Origin of the sequence: Bacillus sp. ms-22, from assembly GCF_009759805.1 — a bacterium.
GTDB classification, from domain to species: domain Bacteria; phylum Bacillota; class Bacilli; order Bacillales; family Bacillaceae; genus Bacillus; species Bacillus xiamenensis.
Map to the genome: position 1 here is coordinate 874,568 of NZ_CP046653.1, position 20,360 is coordinate 894,927.

Annotated in this window: 17 protein-coding genes and 1 riboswitch; of the genes, 16 read left to right on the forward strand and 1 reads right to left on the reverse strand. The window is 41.8% G+C overall.

Features of this window, described 5'->3' with window-relative positions:
- Positions 1–116: 116 nt before the first annotated feature.
- The 3 genes from GPA07_RS04485 (at position 117) to GPA07_RS04495 (ending at position 2,875) form a co-directional block, all read left to right on the forward strand.
- On the forward strand, positions 117–545 hold the full coding sequence (locus GPA07_RS04485) for a MarR family winged helix-turn-helix transcriptional regulator (RefSeq protein ID WP_008361625.1): 429 nt from the start codon (positions 117–119) through the stop codon (positions 543–545).
- Positions 546–627: 82 nt separating this feature from the next.
- Positions 628–771 carry a small acid-soluble spore protein SspJ gene (sspJ, locus tag GPA07_RS04490; RefSeq protein ID WP_008347117.1) on the forward strand — a complete coding sequence of 48 codons (144 nt, stop codon included), beginning with the start codon at positions 628–630 and terminating at the stop codon, positions 769–771.
- A 323-nt stretch (positions 772–1,094) separates the two neighbouring features.
- Positions 1,095–1,273, forward strand: a riboswitch (Lysine riboswitch).
- Between the two features lie 192 nt (positions 1,274–1,465).
- Positions 1,466–2,875, forward strand: a complete 1,410-nt coding sequence (locus GPA07_RS04495) for an amino acid permease (RefSeq protein ID WP_008356574.1) — start codon at positions 1,466–1,468, stop codon at positions 2,873–2,875.
- Positions 2,876–2,913: 38 nt separating this feature from the next.
- Here GPA07_RS04495 and GPA07_RS04500 read toward each other — a convergent pair whose 3' ends face one another.
- Positions 2,914–3,852: an iron-hydroxamate ABC transporter substrate-binding protein gene (locus GPA07_RS04500; RefSeq protein ID WP_157292093.1), complete on the reverse strand. Its 939-nt coding sequence runs from the start codon at positions 3,850–3,852 to the stop codon at positions 2,914–2,916.
- Positions 3,853–4,111: 259 nt separating this feature from the next.
- On the opposite strand from GPA07_RS04500, the gene GPA07_RS04505 reads away from it, so the two are divergent.
- The 13 genes from GPA07_RS04505 (at position 4,112) to GPA07_RS04565 (ending at position 20,234) form a co-directional block, all read left to right on the forward strand.
- On the forward strand, positions 4,112–5,164 hold the full coding sequence (locus GPA07_RS04505; RefSeq protein ID WP_008356576.1) for a FecCD family ABC transporter permease: 1,053 nt from the start codon (positions 4,112–4,114) through the stop codon (positions 5,162–5,164).
- Positions 5,165–6,187, forward strand: coding sequence for a FecCD family ABC transporter permease (locus GPA07_RS04510; protein WP_008356577.1), 1,023 nt, complete (start codon positions 5,165–5,167; stop codon positions 6,185–6,187).
- Between the two features lie 21 nt (positions 6,188–6,208).
- A complete protein-coding gene (locus GPA07_RS04515; protein ID WP_071168622.1) occupies positions 6,209–7,024 on the forward strand; it encodes an ABC transporter ATP-binding protein in 816 nt (271 codons plus the stop codon).
- 173 nt (positions 7,025–7,197) lie between these two features.
- Positions 7,198–7,920 carry a response regulator transcription factor gene (locus GPA07_RS04520; RefSeq protein WP_008356581.1) on the forward strand — a complete coding sequence of 241 codons (723 nt, stop codon included), beginning with the start codon at positions 7,198–7,200 and terminating at the stop codon, positions 7,918–7,920.
- 3 nt (positions 7,921–7,923) lie between these two features.
- Positions 7,924–9,678, forward strand: coding sequence for a HAMP domain-containing sensor histidine kinase (locus GPA07_RS04525; RefSeq protein WP_008356582.1), 1,755 nt, complete (start codon positions 7,924–7,926; stop codon positions 9,676–9,678).
- Between the two features lie 137 nt (positions 9,679–9,815).
- Positions 9,816–11,252, forward strand: coding sequence for a glucuronate isomerase (gene uxaC, locus GPA07_RS04530; RefSeq protein ID WP_157292094.1), 1,437 nt, complete (start codon positions 9,816–9,818; stop codon positions 11,250–11,252).
- A gap of 68 nt (positions 11,253–11,320) precedes the next feature.
- Positions 11,321–12,331, forward strand: coding sequence for a LacI family DNA-binding transcriptional regulator (locus GPA07_RS04535; protein ID WP_008356587.1), 1,011 nt, complete (start codon positions 11,321–11,323; stop codon positions 12,329–12,331).
- A gap of 58 nt (positions 12,332–12,389) precedes the next feature.
- Entirely contained in the window at positions 12,390–13,847 is a 1,458-nt protein-coding gene (locus GPA07_RS04540; RefSeq protein ID WP_157292095.1) for a tagaturonate reductase, read from the forward strand.
- Positions 13,844–15,337 (forward strand): UxaA family hydrolase, encoded by a 1,494-nt coding sequence (locus tag GPA07_RS04545; RefSeq protein ID WP_071168625.1) that lies wholly within the window; start codon positions 13,844–13,846, stop codon positions 15,335–15,337. The genes GPA07_RS04540 and GPA07_RS04545 overlap by 4 nt, the downstream gene beginning before the upstream one ends.
- A gap of 20 nt (positions 15,338–15,357) precedes the next feature.
- Positions 15,358–16,749: a glycoside hydrolase family 28 protein gene (locus GPA07_RS04550; RefSeq protein ID WP_008356594.1), complete on the forward strand. Its 1,392-nt coding sequence runs from the start codon at positions 15,358–15,360 to the stop codon at positions 16,747–16,749.
- A 227-nt stretch (positions 16,750–16,976) separates the two neighbouring features.
- A complete protein-coding gene (locus tag GPA07_RS04555; protein WP_157292096.1) occupies positions 16,977–17,927 on the forward strand; it encodes an ABC transporter substrate-binding protein in 951 nt (316 codons plus the stop codon).
- Complete coding sequence (locus tag GPA07_RS04560; RefSeq protein ID WP_157292097.1) at positions 17,893–18,951, forward strand: FecCD family ABC transporter permease; 1,059 nt, start codon at positions 17,893–17,895, stop codon at positions 18,949–18,951. Before GPA07_RS04555 ends, GPA07_RS04560 begins: the two co-directional genes overlap by 35 nt.
- A complete protein-coding gene (locus GPA07_RS04565; RefSeq protein WP_157292098.1) occupies positions 18,948–20,234 on the forward strand; it encodes a heme ABC transporter ATP-binding protein in 1,287 nt (428 codons plus the stop codon). The genes GPA07_RS04560 and GPA07_RS04565 overlap by 4 nt, the downstream gene beginning before the upstream one ends.
- Positions 20,235–20,360: the final 126 nt, after the last annotated feature.

Here is a 20,360-nt window from a genome sequence, read left to right on the forward strand (position 1 = left end):
TTCATTCAGCAAGACCTATTTCTAAAGAAAAAAGGACAAAATAGTTGGCTGATTGGAAAAACATTCTATAATAAGAAGGAAATCATGTTGACACTAACGATAAGGATGCGATTCGGATGAGTAATGCAGACATTTTAAAAGAAATTGTTCTTGTACATTATGAAGTCAGCCGTAAATTAAACCGCAAGTTACTTGAGTTAGAAAAAGACATCACGCCTCCGCAGATATATGCTCTTTCTATTTTGATACAAGGCAAAGTATCACACGCCGAAGAGCTAAAACAAAGACTTTCTCTAAACCCAGGTGCCGCCTCGATTGCACTCAATAAATTATGTGAGCAAGGCTATATTCAGAGAGAGCGGGACAAGGCGGACCAATCGCTTGTACGGTTAGAAGCCACAGAAAAAGGGCTGGCTATTTACGAAAAGCATACACGTCTTTTTGGAAGAGTGGTTCAGCATATGATGTCAGACTTCACAGAGGAAGACTTAAAGACATTTCTAGCTTATTTGCAAAAAATGAGAAAGACCTTTCATGATGAATGAGCCTTCTCCCCTTGTATAATGCTGAGTGCTGTAGCGCAAATTAAACAGGCAAAGGCATTTTATAAAAAGGGGGGAAGCAGCGATGTCATTTTTCCAAAAGGATAAAAAGGCGAAAAGTGAGAAAGACCATCAGCAGGTAGATCAGCTGTTAGAAGAAGCTAGTAAAGAACTAGCAGGCGATCCGCTTCAGGAAGCTGTACAAAAGAAGAAAAACAATCATCAATAAGCATGTAAAGGGCAGAGAAAAGCTTCTCTGCCCAGCGTGTAGACAAACCCTCGCATTCTTTGTCAGTCCTGCGTGCCGGTGCTCACGAATGTCAAATTCGCTCCGCACCGGTACTCGTCCTTCCTAGACTGCAAAGGTTTTCAGGTCACGCTGAAAAAGAAGACAAAGGGCTAAAATAAAGATCATTTTAGCCCTTTGTCCAACAATCTGGGGCAGAGAAAAGCTTCTCTGCCTTTTTTCTATGATTTTCCCTTTGACAGATGTGAGAATGTTTGATAACCTTCGTGTAGTAAAAAATGAATAGAAATCCTCACGCTATGTCTCAGTGAGGTAGAGGTTGCGCGGATGATGAGTCACTCATGGGAGAGATGGAATCGTAGATCATGAGAAAAAAGGCATCAGCGCCGAAGTGTAGAGAAAGCTCCAACTTTCTTTATGCTGGGTCTGCATTGAATAAATGCAGGACTGCCACGTCTTTGAAGCGTGGAGGGCTATCCGGAGATCAAGGTGTATGTTTTGAAAAGCATGGACTTTTGTTCAGGCTTTTTTTTATGTTCTGATTGTCTAAGAAAAGGGGATACTGCACAACAAGTGACCCCACATGAACATAAAGAATGCGAGTCATTGCTTCACAAATATATCAATGAAGATACTGCCGGGTCTGGTCCGAAGTGAATATAACGGAGGTACGAAAATGGAACAGACAAAAAAATGGGGTTTTTGGTTATTGACGGCTTTTGTCGTCGGAAATATGGTAGGGTCAGGCATCTTTATGCTGCCAAGTACACTTGCCCAGCACGCAAGTCCTTTAGGCGTGACGATGGCTTGGCTTGTCACAGGTGGCGGTGTGCTGATGATTGCATTTGTATTTGGACATTTGTCCATCCATAAGCCGCAGCTGACAGCTGGGCCACAAAGCTATGCGAGAGCGCTTTTTAAAGACCCGAAAAAAGGAAAAGCAGCCGGTTTTACAATGGTTTGGGGCTACTGGGTAGCGAGCTGGATTAGTAATGTCGCCATCATTACAAGTCTTGCCGGGTATTTAACAACCTTTTTCCCTATTCTAACCGTTAAGACGGAAATTTTGACCTTTGGGAAAGAAGCGATCACACTTGGTCAGCTCATGACTTTTATCGTATGTACCATCCTTCTATGGGGAACTCATACCATTTTAATCACAAGTTTAAGTGCAGCAAGTAAACTTAATTTTATTACGACCTTTTCAAAGGTGCTTGGATTTGTGCTTTTTATTGTAGCGGGCTTATTCGCATTCCAAACCGCATTATTTGAACATTATTACTTCCCTGTTGCAGCATCAGATGGAGAAGGAGTGCTCGGACTTGGAGGCCAAATTCACCATGCGGCTATTTCCACGCTTTGGGCATTTATCGGCATCGAATCTGCTGTGATTTTATCAGGAAGAGCGTCCTCGCAGCGTGATGTCAAACGTGCGACGATTACAGGACTTTTAATTGCACTGTCTATCTACATGATTATTACGCTGATTACGATGGGCGTCTTGCCGCATGATCAATTGCAAGGCTCAGACAAACCATTCGTAGATGTACTTCAGCTGATTATTGGGCCAGCTGGCGGGATTGTCATGGCACTTCTTGCAATCATTTGTTTATTTGGTTCGATGCTTGGCTGGATTTTACTAGGCTCTGAAGTACCGTATCAAGCAGCAAAGGCTGGCGATTTCCCAGCGGTATTTGCAAAAACAAACAAAAAGGGAAGCCCTGCCTTCGCTTTGACTGTCACAAATATCATGTCACAGCTGTTTATTTTTTCAGTCATGTCACGTACGATCAATGAAGCTTTTACCTTCTTAACAACATCAGCGACACTTGCGTATCTCATTCCGTATATCGTGTCGTCGATCTACAGCTTTAAGGTCATTATGCAAGGCGACACATATGATCTCCAAAAAGGCAATCGAGCAAGAGACGGGATCATCGCGCTTGCTGCTATGGGGTATTCAGCTTGGGTCATTATTTCAGGAACAGCTGATTTGAAAACATTTGGTCTTGGAATTGGTCTCTTCTTAGTAGGGATTTTACTGTATCCATTCATGTCAAAGAAATTTGCTAAAGAAGCAGAATAAGCAAGACGTTTCTCCGCTGTTGGAGAAACGTCTTTTTTTTATGATGCTGATGTTAATCGATCCACAATAAATTCAAGCTGACCTTCCAGTGATACAGGGTCATTAAAGAAGTAACCGATCGGATCAGTTTCGAATACGCGTTTGTTTTGGACAGCAGGAAGTGATGTCCAGATGCTGCTTTTATATACCTGCTCACCATTACTTTTTGAGCCGCTCCACGGACTGGTGAAAATATAGTCGCCTGCAAACTCTGGAAGTTTCTCAAGAGAAATGTTTGCATAACCGACACCGCTGTCGATGGCTTCTTTTTGGACGGCCTTCGGTGCTTTTAATTTCAACTCGTCATAAATAATTTCCCCGCCGCGTGCAAAGGTGTTTCCGAAAATATAAATGCCTTTATCAAATGGTGATACGATGGATACTGTTTTGTTTCCAACAGCTTTTGTTACCTTTGGTTTCACTTCTGCAATTTTGGCATCCCATTTTGTGATCCAATCTGCAGCTTTTTTTGATGTGCCTGTCATTTTACCGAATTCTTTTAGTTGATCCTTAAAAGAATATTGATTGTATTTAATTGCGACGGTTGGTGCAATTTTTTTGTATTGGTCAAATTTCTGATCTTCATCCCAAGCAATAATCATATCCGGCTTAAGTGCGGCTACCTTCTCAACAGAGGGGGCTTTCCCTAGATTTTGAACCCCATCCGTTTTTCCTTTATAGAAAGGGTTTTTAAAGATGGGCGCAGTTGCAGCAATTGGGGTTTTGCCAAGTGTTACGAGGTCCCCGTAGTAGCTTTCTGCAAGAAGCACAATTCGCTTCGGATTTTGGGGGAGTTCGACTTCACCCTTTACATCTTGATAGGTGATCGTGGCATCTTTTTTGGCGCCAGATTCTTTATTTGAAGTGCTGCCGCAAGCAGCGGTAAAAAGCATAAGGGTGATGAAGGAAATCAAAAGAAGTCCAGTTCGTTTATTCACAAAAGTTCTCTCCTATTCAGTTGTTTTTGATAATGATTCTCAATTTCGATTATATCGTAACATGATGGAAGCAAAAATGCATCGTCTATTTTAGGACCGAAATGAAAATGGTGAAATTCTCCCGGTTTTTTGGTGAAAATAAAGAAAATTATCAGAACAATGATTTCAAAAAGAAAAGAAAGTGATATACTAGACTTCGAGATTGATAATCATTATCAGTAATAAGAAATAGATATGAATGGAAAGGAAGAGACTGGTTTTGGGCTCACAATCGAATAAACAGCTGCCAGCCAAAGACGATGCAATCGATATTGTCACGAAGCCCTTTGGAACAGCAGTTGTTGTCATCATAGGAATCATTGCTTTAGCATTTGGTCTTTTTTTATCAGTATCGTTAGGAGCGGCAAACATTCATTTACACACCGTATGGGAAGCCGTCTTTTATTTTGATCCACAACAAACTTCACATCAAATCATTCGGGAATTAAGGCTGCCGCGTACAGTTGGGGCAGCACTCGTCGGTGCCTTTTTAGCCGTATCGGGTGCCATTATGCAAGGCATGACAAGAAATGCGCTTGCGTCTCCTGAAATCATGGGTGTGACAAATGGATCAGCATTTGCGATTGCCATTGCGTTTGCTTTTTTCCCAGGCCAATCTTCTTTCACATTAATTCTTTGGTCATTTGTAGGTGCGGCACTTGGTGCTTCTATTGTATTTGGTGTTGGGACTCTTTCAAAAGGGGGACTGACTCCTGTGAAGCTCGCACTAGCTGGTACGGCTGTTGGAGCACTTTTAAGCTCCATCTCCTCAGCGATTGCCATCCGCTTTGACGTCGCCCAAGATATGAGCTTTTGGTACGCTGGCGGCGTGGCTGGTGTGAATTGGAGCAATATTAAGATCATCATTCCAGTTGCGGTTGCAGGGCTAATTATCGCGATGATTCTTGCCCGCTCGATTACTGTTCTGAGCTTAGGTGATGAATTGGCCAAAGGACTTGGACAGTATACGCGAACTGTCAAGGTACTTGGAATATTGGTCGTGATTCTTTTAACAGGTGCTGCTGTGTCAGTTGCCGGTTCTATTGGCTTTATCGGGCTGGTGATTCCTCATGTTACTCGATTCTTGGTCGGAGTGGACTATCGCTGGATTATCCCATGCTCAGCTATTTTAGGAGCTGTTTTGCTCATTTATGCAGATATTGCTGCAAGGCTGGTCAATGCTCCTTTTGAAACGCCAGTTGGTGCCATTACAGCCATTATAGGCGTTCCTTTCTTCTTATATTTGGCTAGACGTGAAAGGAGCGGAATTTAAATGGAAATGGTACAGCAAGCAAAGAGAAAGAAATACAAACGAACGATGCTTATGATCTTTTTAGCGATCATGGCTGTGTTCCTGATCAGTTTAAATACCGGAGAAATTCGGATTTCTCCGATGGATACATTAAAAACATTTTTTGGATTCGGTAGTGAAATGGATGAGCTAGTGCTATTCGAGTTTAGACTTCCAAGGATGGTCATTGCTTTACTTGTTGGCGCTTCTATCGCTGTATCAGGTGCCATCTGGCAAGGCGTTTCTCAAAACGGTTTAGCTGATCCCGGCATTCTAGGTGTAAATGCGGGTGCAGGCTTTGCAGTTGTTTTGTTTATTTTTGCATTTCAAGGCTCGATGTCGAACTTAGGTGATTTCACGATATTTGTATTGCCGCTTTTCGCTTTTGCAGGTGCAGGCTTTGCTGCATTTCTCATTTATGTGCTGGCGTGGAAAAAGGGGATCACACCTGTTCGATTGATTTTAACTGGGATTGGTGTAAATGCTGCATTTTCAGCAGCCATTGTAGTGATTCAATTAAAAATGAACCCAAATGATTTTAACCAAGCCATTGTGTGGCTGTCGGGAAGCATTTGGGGCTCAAGCTGGACGTATGTCCTGTCTGTGCTGCCATGGATGCTGATTTTCTTAGTATTAGCGCTTGTAAGGGCACGCTACTTAAATATCATGAATTTAGGTGATCAACTGTCCTATGGCTTAGGGATTTCCGTTCATAAAGAAAGAAGTTTTCTCATGCTGATTGCAGTAGCATTAGCAGGTGCAAGTGTCGCTGTGGCAGGCAGTATTTCTTTCTTAGGATTAGCCGCACCACACCTTGCGAGAAAGCTTGTTGGACCGAAGCATCAAGGAATGATACCAGCTTCCGCTATGATCGGCGCACTACTATTATTACTCGCAGATACACTTGGCCGCGTCATACTTGCTCCATCAGAGGTGCCAGTAGGACTTGTCGTTTCTGCTTTAGGCGCACCGTACTTCATTTACTTATTGATGAAAACAAACTAATGAGGAAGGAGAGTACAACAGATGAAATCACTCGAAACAGAAAAGCTTTGTATTGGCTATCATGACCGTTTGATTGTCGACGATCTAAATATCAGTATCCCAAAAGGAAAGGTGACCACATTAATTGGACCGAATGGGTGCGGCAAATCAACGATTTTAAAAACCATGTCCCGTATCATGAAATCCCATCAAGGCGCTGTTTACTTAAATGGTCAGGCCATCCATCAAACGCCAACAAAAGAAATTTCAAAACAAATGGCGATTTTACCGCAGACTCCTGAAGCACCAAGTGGGCTGACAGTCTATGAGCTTGTATCATATGGGCGTTTTCCGCATCAAAATGGATTTGGACGTCTAACGAATGAGGATAAACGAATCATCAGATGGGCGCTTGAGGAGACGGGAATGATTGCCTTTCATGACCGTCCAATTGAAGCACTATCTGGTGGACAGCGTCAGCGTGTATGGATTGCAATGGCGCTCGCTCAGGAAACAGAGCTGCTACTATTAGACGAACCAACGACGTATTTGGATCTTGCTCATCAGCTCGAAATTCTTCAGTTATTAGAACGCTTAAATAAAGAGCAGGGACGAACCGTACTGATGGTGATTCATGACCTGAATCATGCAGCGCGCTTTTCACATTACATGATTGCCCTCAATCAAGGGAAAGTCATTAAAGACGGTACGCCTCATGAGGTCATGACCAAAGAGGTACTTAGTCAGGTGTTCCACATTGATGCAGAAATCGTTCTTGATCCTAGAACGAATAAGCCGATTTGTTTAACATATGATTTAATGAATCATGAAAGAAAGCTAGAAGCTGTGAACGGGTAATAGGTGGACAAAAAACTCGGTAGGGATACCGGGTTTTTTTCGTCTTCTGAAAATATGGTGCTGCTTTTTTTCAAGTCGATCTTTTTTCGCTTTTATGCAGAAAAGAGGTATTTTTTTACTTTAGACAATGGTAATATACGGTTAGAGATCATAGCTAGAAAGGAAAGAGATGCGTGGAAACAGCAAAAATATTGATTGCAGATGACGAAGAAGCAATTGTAAAAATGGTTGAACGCGTATTAAAAAAAGAAGGATTTCAACATATTTATAAAGCCTACCATGCAGATGAAGCATTAGATATTGTGAAGAACGAGGACATTCACCTTTTACTTCTAGATGTGATGATGCCCGGTAAGTCTGGCTTTGATGTTTTGCCTGAAATAAGGAAATATACGAAATCACCCATTTTCTATTTAACAGCTAGAACGTCTGATGTAGATAAATTGACTGGATTTGCACAAGGTGCAGATGATTACATCACAAAGCCTTTTAATCCGCTAGAGCTAGTGGCAAGAATTAAGGCGCACTTAAACCGAACATATATCTCCTTACAGGAGGAGCAGGAAGAGGCTCAAAGCCAATATGAATATGCCCATTTCTCCTATCATCCTCATGCAGCTGAATTGAAAGTAAGAGGAGAGGTGACGGCATGCTCTGCTCAGCTTTTGTCCTTGTTGAAGTATTTTTGTGATCATCCGAATGTGGTACTTTCAAAAGATCAAATCTATGAGAAAGTATGGGGCGTACCATCGTATGGTGATAACAACACCGTCATGGTTCATATCCGAAAGCTGAGAGAAAAGATAGAATTAGATCCAAGTCATCCCGAATATATTGTGACGATTCGTGGTATGGGCTATAAATTCATTCCGCAGCCTGTGAAGGTTCTTCATTAGTTTATGAATTTACGAACAAAACTTTTCTTTCACTTTGTCGGGCAAATGTTTATTGTCATTGCCATTTTGCTGATTGGAAATACATTCTCTGAAAATCTTTATTATAAGAAACACTATGAGAATATGACTGAAACCGGTTTAACAAAGGCAGATGGAGATACACTCATGAGCTGGCTCTATTTTAACGAGGATGGAAAAATGGAAGCCGATGATCAGCTCAAACAAGCAGTAAAAAAGCGGGACGGCTGGCTGCAAGTAATTGATTCAAAAAAACACAACGTCTATAGCTATCACCTCCCTAAAAACATTCCAACATCCTATGAAAAGGATGAAATGATCAAGATCTTTGAAAAAAGACAATTTAAAGATTATAAGATGTACTTCTGGCCAATTGAGATTGATCAAGAAAGCTTTATAGTATTATATGGATTTAAGACGAACAGTACAAAGGTAGCCAATTATCTTAAGAAGCACGAGAAAAACCTGGCTGCACTATCTCAATATTCAGTTGAAACGAAAGAATTTTTGAAAAGAATGAATGGATCGGTGCACCTGTTTAATGAAGAAGGAAAATATTTAAAAGGCATTCGAGCGAAAAGTGATTTGAAAAATAATGTAACGGATGTTGAACTGCTCAAGTATCAATCAAAGCCTTGGGAGTTTAGAAGTGACCTGTCTTACATCAAAGTGAATAAGGGTCTGTATATGATTGTTTCGGTGCCAAACAAAGTATACAGCCCAGATGAGCTTTATGATAAAGAGACAGAGGCATTAAACCAATATACAACGTTCTTGATTGCAGGTCTTGCACTCACTATTATTGTTGTGATGACATTATGGTACTCGTATCGCTACGGACTGCCGATCTATCACATTATTCGCTGGCTGATTTTCCTATCAAGAAATAAATTGCAGGAGCCAACAAACAGAAAAGGCATCCCAGTTAGTAAAAATAAAAAAGGCCGTATTAAGCGGGAGTACCGGCTGTTTGAGGATATTCTCAAAGCAATGGATCAGCTCACAAATACGTTAAAAGAGAATGAAGCAAACCGAAGAAAAATTCAAACCACAAGGGAAGAATGGATTGCAGGGCTGTCTCATGATTTGAAAACGCCTCTTAGTACGATTTATGGCTATGGTTTGATGCTTGAATCAGATCAATACCAATGGTCCAAGGAAGAAGTCATGGAAATGGGACAAGTCATTCGTGAGAAATCAGAATACATGTCGACCTTGATTGAGGATTTAAATCTCACGTATCGGTTGAAAAATGGTGCATTGCCAATTAATCGAAAACCTGTCGATCTTGGTCAATTTTTAGCATCCATTATGGACGAATTTTCAAGAAGCTCATTTTCTGAAGATTATCCGTCATCTTTTGAAGATCGAACAGAGGGTGTCACGTTTGAGATTGATAAAGCTTGGTTTCGACGAGTCATTGAGAACCTGCTGGCAAATGCCGTTAAGCATAACCAAAAAGGTACTCACATTATAGCTGTGCTATCTGAAACAAATGAAGAAGTTCGGATCGAAATGAAAGATAATGGCCGCGGAATGGCGCAAGAAACGGTTGATCACTTATTTAATCGTTACTATAGAGGAACAAATACGAATGATCCAACGAATGGAACAGGATTAGGGCTGGCGATTGCAAAAGAGCTGGTCCTGCTGCACGACGGTGATATTCTAGTTGAAAGTGAACCAGGTAAAGGAACAACTATTGCGATTATCCTTAAAAAACCACCATCTGTAAAATAGCCAAAAAACGATTTTCTTTTCTAAAGAAGATCGTTTTTTTCTGTTTTTAGGATTGAAATCAATTTTGTAAACGATTACAATAAAAATGTTAACGTGAACAAATTAATTTTCATAAATATAAGAGATGGGGGAGTTTGATGAAAGCCTTCTTAGATGAGCAGTTTTTATTGAACAGTCAAACGGCGGAAAAGCTATACCATGAGTTTGCAAAGGACCTTCCGATTATCGATTACCATTGTCATTTAAGTCCAAAAGAAATCTATGAAAATAAAACGTTTCAAAATATAACCGAAGCATGGCTTTACGGAGATCATTACAAATGGCGTGCGATGAGAGCCAATGGCGTACCCGAAACACACGTAACAGGAAATGCATCAGATGAAGAGAAATTTTTAGCATGGGCGAAGACCGTTCCGATGACCATAGGAAACCCTCTCTATCACTGGACTCATCTTGAGCTGAGGCGGTATTTTGGAGTCGAAGAACTTTTGAATGAAGAGAATGCAGACATCATCTGGCAAAAAGTAAATAAGAAGCTGCAGGGTGACGGGTTTGGTGCGAGAGATTTCATTGTGAAATCAAATGTCGAAACGGTTGTGACCACAGACGATCCGGTCGATTCGCTGCACTATCACCAAAAATTACGGGAAGAAGAATTTTCTGTGCAAGTGCTGCCAGGGTTTCGGCCAGATAAGGCACTGGATATAACGAATGATCTGTTTATCGAGTATGTTCATCAGCTGGCAGAGACATCAGCTATTCCAATTCAGTCTTATCAAGACTTCTTAAAAGCCCTTCATGTGAGAATTGACTTTTTCCATGAGCAGGGCTGTTTGATCTCAGATCATGCCATCAATGAAATGACCTATGAAGAAACGACAGAAGAAGAAGTGGACACCATCTTTCATAAAAGGCTGTCCGGCCATCCATTGACAGAAAATGAGAAGATTCAATTTAGAACGCATACATTTATTGAATTAGGCCAGGCATATAGCAAGCGGGGATGGGCAATGCAGCTTCATATTAATGCGCTTAGAAACAACAATACGAAAATGTTTGAGCGGCTTGGACCAGATACGGGATTTGATGCGATGAATGATGAGGACATAGCAAAGCCCCTTTGCCGAATATTAGATCGATTAGAACAAGAACATGCACTGCCAAAAACCATTCTCTATTCCTTGAATCCAAGGGATAATGTCGTGATTTCAACGTTAGCTGGCAGCTTTCAAGATGGGAAGACACCTGGGAAAATTCAGCATGGTACGGCCTGGTGGTTTAATGATACGAAACAAGGAATGACAGAGCAGATGATGGCTCTTTCCAGTATCGGACTGATCAGCCGTTTTATTGGGATGCTGACAGATTCACGCAGCTTTCTGTCGTATACAAGACACGAATATTTCCGCAGACTGCTTTGTGATATCATCGGAGATTGGGTAGAAAAAGGAGAAGCGCCATACGATCTCTCACTGCTAGGGGGAATTGTGAAAGGAATCAGCTATGAAAATGCAAAGCAGTATTTTCAATTTGATCGAGCCAAGGATCTGCCGCAAAAAAGCAAGATCACATGAACAATAAGGCAAGATAATGAAAGCGGTTTTATGATAAGATGATAAAAAATCATAAAAGGCGGAATCGCATGACAGTCACAATCAAAGACATAGCAAAATTGGCAAACGTCTCTCATACCACGGTATCAAGGGCTTTGAATAACAGTCCTTTTATTAAAGAGAAAACAAAACAAAAAATATTGTCGATTGCAAAACAGCTGAACTATTCACCGAATGTTCATGCCAGAGGCCTTGTCTCCCAAAAATCATTTACAATTGGTCTGTTTTTTACGAGTTTAACAGAAGGCACATCTTCGAGCTTCTTTGTTGATGCATTAAAGGGTGTTAACAGTGTGATGACAGAGCATTATCATTTGTTTGTGAGAGGAATTGATGACTTTCATGATTACACAACCATTCATAAACAACGCTATGATGGAATTTTGCTCATGAGTCAAAGTGAGCATGATGAAGCGTTTATCCATCATGTGAAAAAACAGGGCATTCCGATTATTGTACTGAATCGCCGTGTGGAAAGTAATGAAGTGATGAATATATTAGCTGATGATAGTGAAGGGGCATACCAAGCTGTACATTATTTCATTCAGCAGGGGCATCAACAAATCGCCATCATTGAAGGGAAAGAAGGCTTTAAATCGACTCAAGAAAGAAAAGCTGGTTTTCTGCAAGCATTAATTGATCATCATGTGCCAATGAAGAAGGAATATATGATCAAAGGTGACTATCACATGAAAAGCGGTTATGAATCAATGGAAGCCTTGCTGAATCTTGATGAGCCGCCAACAGCCCTTTTTTGCTCAAACGATGACATGGCCATTGGTGCGATGAATGCACTATATGCAAAAGGGAAAACGTGCCCAGGCGATATGTCGATTATCGGCTTTGATGATATTGCATTTTCATCCTATACCACACCAGCTCTCACAACAGTGAAAAAGCCGATTGAAAAAATGTGTGCGCTTGGAGCAGAAGCGATCCTTTCAGTCATAAACGGTGAAGAGAAAGAAGAAGATCATATGGAAAAAGTGTATGTACACACAGAGCTAATGATCAGAGATTCAGTCAAAAAGGTGCAGTGATCTGCATCTTTTAATCAAAAATGTTCACGTGTGCAATATATGCAGGGAGGGAAACCATTTGAAGCGATTATCCAAAGCTGTCTACCCGGTGGCAGAGTATCCAGAAACGATTTTGCAAATCGGTGAAGGGAATTTTATGCGAGGGTTTATCAATTGGCACATCCAGAAACTAAACGACTGTACAGATTTTAAAGGAAGAGCCGTTGTTGTTCCTCCTCGAAAAGGATCAGTTACGGCTTTAAATGAACAAGACGGCTTGTACACTTTATGTATTCAGGGCTTTCATGATCAAAAAGAAATGAACGAACGTATCGTCATTCAATCCATTAGCAGGGGAATCAGTACGTATACAGATTACGAGGCCTTTTTACACGTAGCGGAAAGTCCTGATCTGCGCTTCGTCTTTTCTAATACAACTGAGGCAGGACTTGTATTAAGAAAAGAGGATCGGTTAGAAGACAGACCGCAGGTAAGTTTTCCAGGAAAGCTGACAGCCTTCTTATATCATCGGTTTAAAGCATTCGCAGGAGATGAGAATAAGGGACTGATCATCCTGCCTTGTGAATTGATCGAGCAAAACGGTGATAGATTAAAAGAATACGTGACTGCTATGGCGGCTGAGTGGGATCTTCCGCCTGACTTTGTTACTTGGCTGAAGAAAGCGAACACCTTCTGTAATACGCTTGTTGATCGAATTGTCCCGGGATTTTCAAAGGAAGCAGCTGAAGCTGTGCAAAAGGAAGACGGATATATCGACGAATTGCTTGTCACGGCAGAATATTATCATCTGTTTGTCATTGAAGCACCCGCATTTGTTGAAAAAGAGCTTCCTTTTCAAGAAGCAGGGCTAAACGTGCTTTTTGTGGAGGATATCACTCCTTATCGAATGAGCAAGGTCCGTATTTTAAACGGTGCACATACAGCGATGGTGCCAATCGCGTATTCATGTGGTTTAGATACTGTAAAAAAAGCTGTGGATGATGAGCTTGTTGGTTCGTTCATCCGAAGTATGCTCGAGGAGGAAGTGCTGCCAGGTCTGCCCCTTCCTGAAGATGAGCTTCTTCTTTATACACAATCCGTTTGGGATCGTTTCTGCAACCCGTTTGTGAAACATCAATTGCTGGATATTGCATTGAATGGTGTCTCTAAGTTTCGGGCGCGTATTCTCCCATCCCTTCTTGATTATGTTGGGCTAAAAAAACAGCTGCCAATGAAGCTTGTCTTTTCACTCAGCAGTCTTATTTATTTTTATCAAGTCAATACAGATAAGGTAAAGGATGATGAGACTGTGATGGCAATCATGAAGGAAGCGCAGGAAGAAATGAATCATTCCTATGAATCCATGGCTCATCATATTCTTTCAAGTGAGGCAATATGGGGGATGGACTTAACGAGTATAGAAGGGCTGAATGATGCAGTAGCCAAGCAGCTTACCTTCATACATGAAAACGGGATGAGAGCTGCTGTTGACCGAATGCTCCATCATCAATATGAAAGTCAGGGGGAGAAGGCATGAGAGACTTTATTGTGATTCATCCTTCAGATAATGTAGGGATTGCTTTAAAAGTGCTTGAGCAAGGTGAGGAACTTCAGTACCAGGGGCATACAATCGTTTTAAAAGAAACCGTCGCCAAAGGTCATAAATTTGCACTGGCTGATATCAAGCAAAACGAGAATATCATCAAATATGGCTATCCGATTGGTCATGCAACTACACTTATTTCTAAGGGAGAATGGGTGCATACGCATAACATTAAAACGAATCTATCAGGTAAGCTCGATTACGAATATCAACCGTCTTTAACAGAAAACCCCTATGAAAAAACGAATCTGACATTTAAAGGCTATAAACGAAAAAATGGTGCAAGTGGGATACGTAATGAGCTTTGGATTGTCCCTACAGTGGGCTGCGTCAATGGCATCGCCGATCAAATCATTCAAATATTTACCGCTGAAATGGGCGGAAACATCCATCCTTTTGAAACGGCGTTAGTATTAAAGCACAATTATGGATGCTCACAGCTGGGGGACGATCATGAAAATACAAAAACCATTTTACAAAATGCTGTCAAGCATCCAAACGCTGGAGGGGTACTCGTTCTAGGGCTTGGCTGTGAAAACAATGACATTGAAGATTTTCAGGCGACATTAGGGGAGTATGACCAGACGAGAGTGAAATTTTTAAGGAGCCAAGAAGTAGGAGATGAAATAGAGACTGGAGTCGCTTTACTCAAGGAAATTTATGATGCGGCGAAAGAAGATCAACGTGAAGAGATTCCGTTATCTGAGCTGAAAATTGGCTTGAAGTGCGGAGGATCAGATGGTTTTTCTGGCATTACTGCAAATCCGCTGTTAGGCAGACTGTCCGACTTTATTGTGGCGCAGGGCGGAACAACCGTATTAACCGAAGTGCCAGAAATGTTTGGGGCTGAAACCATCTTAATGGAGAGAGCGGAATCAGAAGAGACCTTCGACAATATTGTGCAAATGATCAATGATTTTAAACAATATTTTATGGATCATCAACAGCCAGTATATGAAAATCCTTCCCCGGGAAATAAAGCAGGAGGAATTTCGACATTAGAAGATAAATCTCTCGGCTGTACACAAAAAGCGGGTACTTCCGCTATTAAGGATGTGTTGAAATACGGAGAATTGCTGAAACGAAAGGGGCTGAATGTCTTAAGTGCGCCTGGTAATGATCTAGTTGCTTCATCTGCCCTTGCAGCGTCTGGCTGTCAGCTGGTGCTCTTTACGACAGGCAGAGGGACACCGTTCGGCACGTTTGTCCCAACGATGAAAGTCTCGACGAATACTGCCTTATATGAAACAAAAAAACACTGGATTGACTTTAATGCTGGGGAATTGCTTGAGGATGTACCTGAAGAAGTGGTGCTAGAAAAATTCATTTCAACGATTATTGATGTGGCGAGTGGAAAGCAATTAAATCATGAAAAAAACAATTTTAGAGAGCTGGCTATTTTTAAAACAGGTGTCACACTTTAAGGCGACTGGGGGATGAGGAAATGTCTAAAAAACGGGATTTGATGTATATCACAGCAGGAACAGTACTAACCGGAATCGGACTCGCACGTTTAGCAAAGCAAGGAAAGAAAGACAAAGAAGCAAATGGCATGGATCATGTGTTAAAGCAAATAAAAGCGCCAATGTTCCCCGATCGTGAGTTCAATGTGATTCATTATGGTGCAGACGAAAAAGGGGAAGTGCTTTCGACAAATGCTATTCAGTCTGCAATTGATGACGCACATCGTTTGAAAGGGGGGCGTGTGGTCATTCCTAAAGGGACATTTTTGACAGGAGCTCTTGAATTGAAAAGCCATGTAGAGCTTCATCTCCATGAGAACGCCTATGTGACATTCAGTCAAGACCCACGCGATTACTTACCACTCGTATTGACAAGATATGAGGGAATTGAGCTTTATAATTATTCACCGCTTATTTATGCTCACCATGCAGAAAATATGGCCATTACAGGCAGTGGTACACTTGACGGGAGAGGTGATGAGCATCATTGGTGGCCTTGGAAGTATGGAACAAATGGTCAGCCCTCCCAGGATCGGGATCGTCAGCTTCTGTTTGAGATGGCTGAAAAAAGAATACCAGTGGAAGAAAGAGTGTTCGGAGAAGGACATTATTTAAGATCCAGTTTTATACAGCCATACCAATGCCAAAATATTCTCATTGAAGGAGTGACAGTGAAGGATTCGCCGATGTGGCAGATTCATCCGGTGTTATGTGAAAACGTCATCGTTCGCGGGGTCAATATTATCGGGCATGGACCAAATACAGACGGTGTAAATCCAGAGTCTTGCCGCAATGTGCTCATTGAAGACTGTTACTTTGATAATGGAGATGATTGTATTGCGATTAAATCTGGCAGAAACGAGGACGGCCGGAGAATCGGAGTTCCATCTGAAAACATTGTCATTCGTAGAAATGAAATGCGTGATGGACACGGTGGAGTAACGATAGGGAGCGAAATTTCTGGCGGGGTCAGATATGTTTATGCAGAGGATAATATCATGGACAGCCCAAATCTCGATCGGGCACTGCGCATCAAAACCAACTCTGTCAGGGGCGGTACCATTGAACACATTTATTTTAAAAATAATACAGTCAAAAGCTTAAAGCATGAGGTTGTCTGTATCGACATGATGTATGAGGAAGGAGATGCCGGCCCGCACAAGCCTGTCGTTCGCCATATTGAAGTCGAGGGGCTAAAAAGCAGCGGCGGACGATATGGTGTGAAAATAGCCGCATACCCACATTCTCCAGTCACGCACTTTAAAATGAAAGATTGTGTCATTGATGATGTCACGTATCCCCTCTCTTTAGAGCATGCAGTAGCTCCTTCTTTTCAGAGAGTCATCATGAATGGTGAACAAATAAACCAATAGAGGAAATGAAAACAGCCTGTTTGAAGGCTGTTTCAGATTGTTGACACAGGGCTAAAATGAACTTTATTTTAGCCCTGTGTCTTCTTTTTCCTTTTATAAGAACAGAAAAGACGCTTTTGGAAATCACATATACAACCTATCTGCACTGTAGTATAATATTCCCGAAATTAGAAAAGAATTGACGGAAGAGATGTCGTCAAGCAGTACATAAAGCAGGGGGTTTATTCATGAAGAAGTTGACAGGCATTTGGCTTTCATTATTACTTGTGATGGGTGTTTTAGCAGGATGTGCAGGTGCGGAAACAGACCAAAAAGCAAGTGATTCGCAACATAAAGAGACAGCAGCTGCGGCCTTTCCCGTCTCAATCAAAGATGCAGCTGGTAAAACAGTTGAAATCAAAGAACAGCCCAAACGGATTGTTTCGTTAATTCCAAGTAATACAGAGGTTGCCTATGCACTTGGCCTTGGAGATAAAATCGTTGGAAGATCAGATTTTGACAATTATCCAAAGGAAGTAGAAAAAGTAGAGAAGATTGGCGGTCTTGAATTTAATGTAGAGAAGATCATTTCCTTAAAGCCTGACCTCGTATTAGCACATGCATCTCAAATGGGATCAAAAGAAGGATTTAAACAGCTTGAAGATGCAGGTATTCAAGTGCTGACTGTTCAAGATGCAGCCTCCTTCAAAGATGTGTACAAGTCTATCAATATGATCGGCAAAGCAGCCGGTGTGAAAGAAGCATCAACGAAGCTTATAAATGAAATGAAATCAAAACTGAATGACCTTAAGAAACAAGCAGCGTCCATTTCCAAAGACAAACAAAAAACAGTCTTTGTCGAAGTATCAGGGACGCCTGAAATTTACACAACAGGTAAAAACACATTTATGGACGAAATGCTTTCTGTCATTCACGCAAAAAATGTTGCAGGCGATCAAACTGGCTGGGTGCAAATGACGGAAGAATCAATAATCAAACGAAATCCTGATGTCATTGTCACAATTGATGGTTCTAGCTTAGCTGATCTGCAAAAAAGAGATGGCTGGAATGCCATTAAAGCAGTAAAAGAAAAACAAGTCTTTCAATTGAATACGGATCTCGCATCAAGACCGGGGCCGCGATTGGTTGAAGGAGTCGAGGCTCTTGCGAAAAGCATCTATCCTGACACGTTCAAATAAAGTAATCATTGCATACGCACTAAGTGTTTTCCTTCTTGCGATGAGTATTGGAATGGGAATCTCATTTGGCAGTTTAGGGATTCCCATTCCTTCTATTATCCGCATATTTGTTCATGAACTATTCGGAGTTCAGATCGGGGGCATTGATGCGATCGACCGCAATATCATGATGAATATCCGGCTGCCGAGAGTGATATTAGCAGCATTAGTAGGGGCGGCTTTGGCGTTATCTGGTGCAGCCTTTCAAGGTTTATTAAAAAATCCTCTTGCAGATCCTTATACACTAGGGGTATCTCAAGGGGCATCTGTTGGAGCCGTAGCGACTTTATTTTTTAGCCTGCAGCTTCCTTTCATGGGCACTTTTACACTGCCTTTCTTGAGTATGACAACAGCGCTTGTGACGCTATGTCTCGTCCTCTTTTTTGCACGTCTTGTTCATCGAGGAATGAGCATCTCCTCTTTAATTTTGACGGGTGTGATTTTCAGTTCGTTTTTGGGGGCGCTCATTTCATTAATGATTGCTTTAACAGGTGATGATTTAAAAGAGATTATTCATTGGCTTTTAGGCAGTGTGTCCATGAGGGGCTGGCGTTATATCGTTCTTTTCCTTCCTTTCTTCCTCATTGGTACCTTTGCACTGATACTGATGGGACGAGATTTAAATGTGATGACGTACGGGGAGGAAAAGGCAAAGCTATTAGGGGTTCATGTGACAAGGAGCAAATATGTGGTTCTGCTTGCTGGTTCAATTCTGACGGGCAGTGCGGTAGCAGTGTCAGGGACGATCGGATTTGTAGGACTTGTCATCCCGCATTTTATCCGTCTTTTATCTATCACGGATCACCGGCATCTCCTCCCATTGTCTATGCTAAACGGCGCTTCTTTTCTTGTTTTAGCAGATGTGTTATCCCGTACAATCATCGAGCCGACGGAACTGCCTATTGGCATCATCACGGCATTAATTGGTGCACCTGTATTTGGCATGATCCTCATTCGCAGATATAGAGGAGGGACGCATCTATGATTCAAGTGAAGGAAGTCAGAGGTGGATATGGTGAAAAAGAGGTCATTCGCGGCGTGAGTTTTGAGGTGAATCAAGGAGAATTTCTTGGCATCCTTGGACCAAATGGGAGCGGTAAGACGACCTTGCTTAAAATGATCGCAGGTGTTTTAGCACCAAAGAGCGGTCAAGTATACCTGAACGCCCATCCAGTTCAGTCCTATCGGCCAAAGGCACTTGCGCAAAAACTGGCTGTTCTTCCGCAGAAGACCGATCAAGCCTTCTCATTTACGGTGGAAGAAACCGTCCAGTTTGGACGCTATCCTTATCAGAAAGGATGGCTGCAATCTGTCACAAAAGAAGATGTGCAGGTCGTCAGCACAGTGATGGAACAAACCGATGTGGCTCAATTTAAGGATCAATCCATCCATGAATTAAGCGGGGGAGAGCAGCAACGGGTATATTTAGCCCAAGCGTTAGCGCAGCGCCCTGAATATTTATTGCTGGATGAACCAACTAGCTTTCTTGATTTAGCCTATCAAAAAGAATTGCTCGATTTGATTAGAGAAGAGACCTCTTCCTCTAGATTAACGGTCATCGGTGTGTTTCATGATGTGAATATCGCCAGTTTGTATTGTGATCGGCTGCTTTTGCTTCACGAGGGAAAGGCGGAGATGCTAGGAGAACCGCATCACGTTTTGACCACTGAACGGATAAACCGAGTGTATGAAACCGTTGTGACGCCGCTTCAGCATCCACTGCGAGCAAACCCCCAGCTGATGATCGAGCCGGCGGCCACTTCTGACAGATCATGTGTGAAATTAGCGGAGGGCTGGAAAACACATGGATCACATGGAATGACGTTTTCCATTAAACAGCCGCTTCGCATCCTTTCCTCACATGAGAAAAACGGCGGCTTCTTTTGGAAACGGTCACTCGGAACGGGAACTGAAGCTCTCCATGAAATGCTAGATGATAGAGAAGGCATATTGTTTCTTGAACAATCGGGTGAACCAAAGGAATACGCGGCTCAAGATGATGAAGAAGATGTCCTTCTTTATGGAATGCATCAGGAAGGAGAGCTGTCCGTTTGGCTTGTGCTGAAAGAATCATTATCAGATGGAGCGTCTGTTCAAATGATGGGGCAGCTGATGCACATCATTCAACAAGAGACAAGCGTTCCCATCCATCATCTTTGTATCGCTTCTGCTCATGCGCAGCAAAAGGAACATGATGCTCTTTTGCACGAAAGGGTACGAAAGAAAGTGCAGCGTCTTCTTCATACATTGGTTGCAAGAAAAAAGTGAACCGACTGGTTCGCTTTTTTTGTTGAAAACATCAACAGATCTTTAAAGAATGCGCTGAACATTTGAAAAAATCTAAAAATATGTTGCTAAATAAATCAAATTACTTTTATAATAAGAATCATGAAA

Bases quoted from the DNA above. Each gene is read 5' to 3' on its own strand.
- GPA07_RS04485 (WP_008361625.1), top strand. From the start codon at position 117: ATGAGTAATGCAGACATTTTAAAAGAAATTGTTCTTGTACATTATGAA.
- sspJ (WP_008347117.1), top strand. From the start codon at position 628: ATGTCATTTTTCCAAAAGGATAAAAAGGCGAAAAGTGAGAAAGACCAT.
- GPA07_RS04495 (WP_008356574.1), top strand. From the start codon at position 1,466: ATGGAACAGACAAAAAAATGGGGTTTTTGGTTATTGACGGCTTTTGTC.
- GPA07_RS04510 (WP_008356577.1), top strand. From the start codon at position 5,165: ATGGAAATGGTACAGCAAGCAAAGAGAAAGAAATACAAACGAACGATG.
- GPA07_RS04515 (WP_071168622.1), top strand. From the start codon at position 6,209: ATGAAATCACTCGAAACAGAAAAGCTTTGTATTGGCTATCATGACCGT.
- GPA07_RS04525 (WP_008356582.1), top strand. From the start codon at position 7,924: ATGAATTTACGAACAAAACTTTTCTTTCACTTTGTCGGGCAAATGTTT.
- uxaC (WP_157292094.1), top strand. From the start codon at position 9,816: ATGAAAGCCTTCTTAGATGAGCAGTTTTTATTGAACAGTCAAACGGCG.
- GPA07_RS04535 (WP_008356587.1), top strand. From the start codon at position 11,321: ATGACAGTCACAATCAAAGACATAGCAAAATTGGCAAACGTCTCTCAT.
- GPA07_RS04545 (WP_071168625.1), top strand. From the start codon at position 13,844: ATGAGAGACTTTATTGTGATTCATCCTTCAGATAATGTAGGGATTGCT.
- GPA07_RS04550 (WP_008356594.1), top strand. From the start codon at position 15,358: ATGTCTAAAAAACGGGATTTGATGTATATCACAGCAGGAACAGTACTA.
- GPA07_RS04555 (WP_157292096.1), top strand. From the start codon at position 16,977: ATGAAGAAGTTGACAGGCATTTGGCTTTCATTATTACTTGTGATGGGT.
- GPA07_RS04565 (WP_157292098.1), top strand. From the start codon at position 18,948: ATGATTCAAGTGAAGGAAGTCAGAGGTGGATATGGTGAAAAAGAGGTC.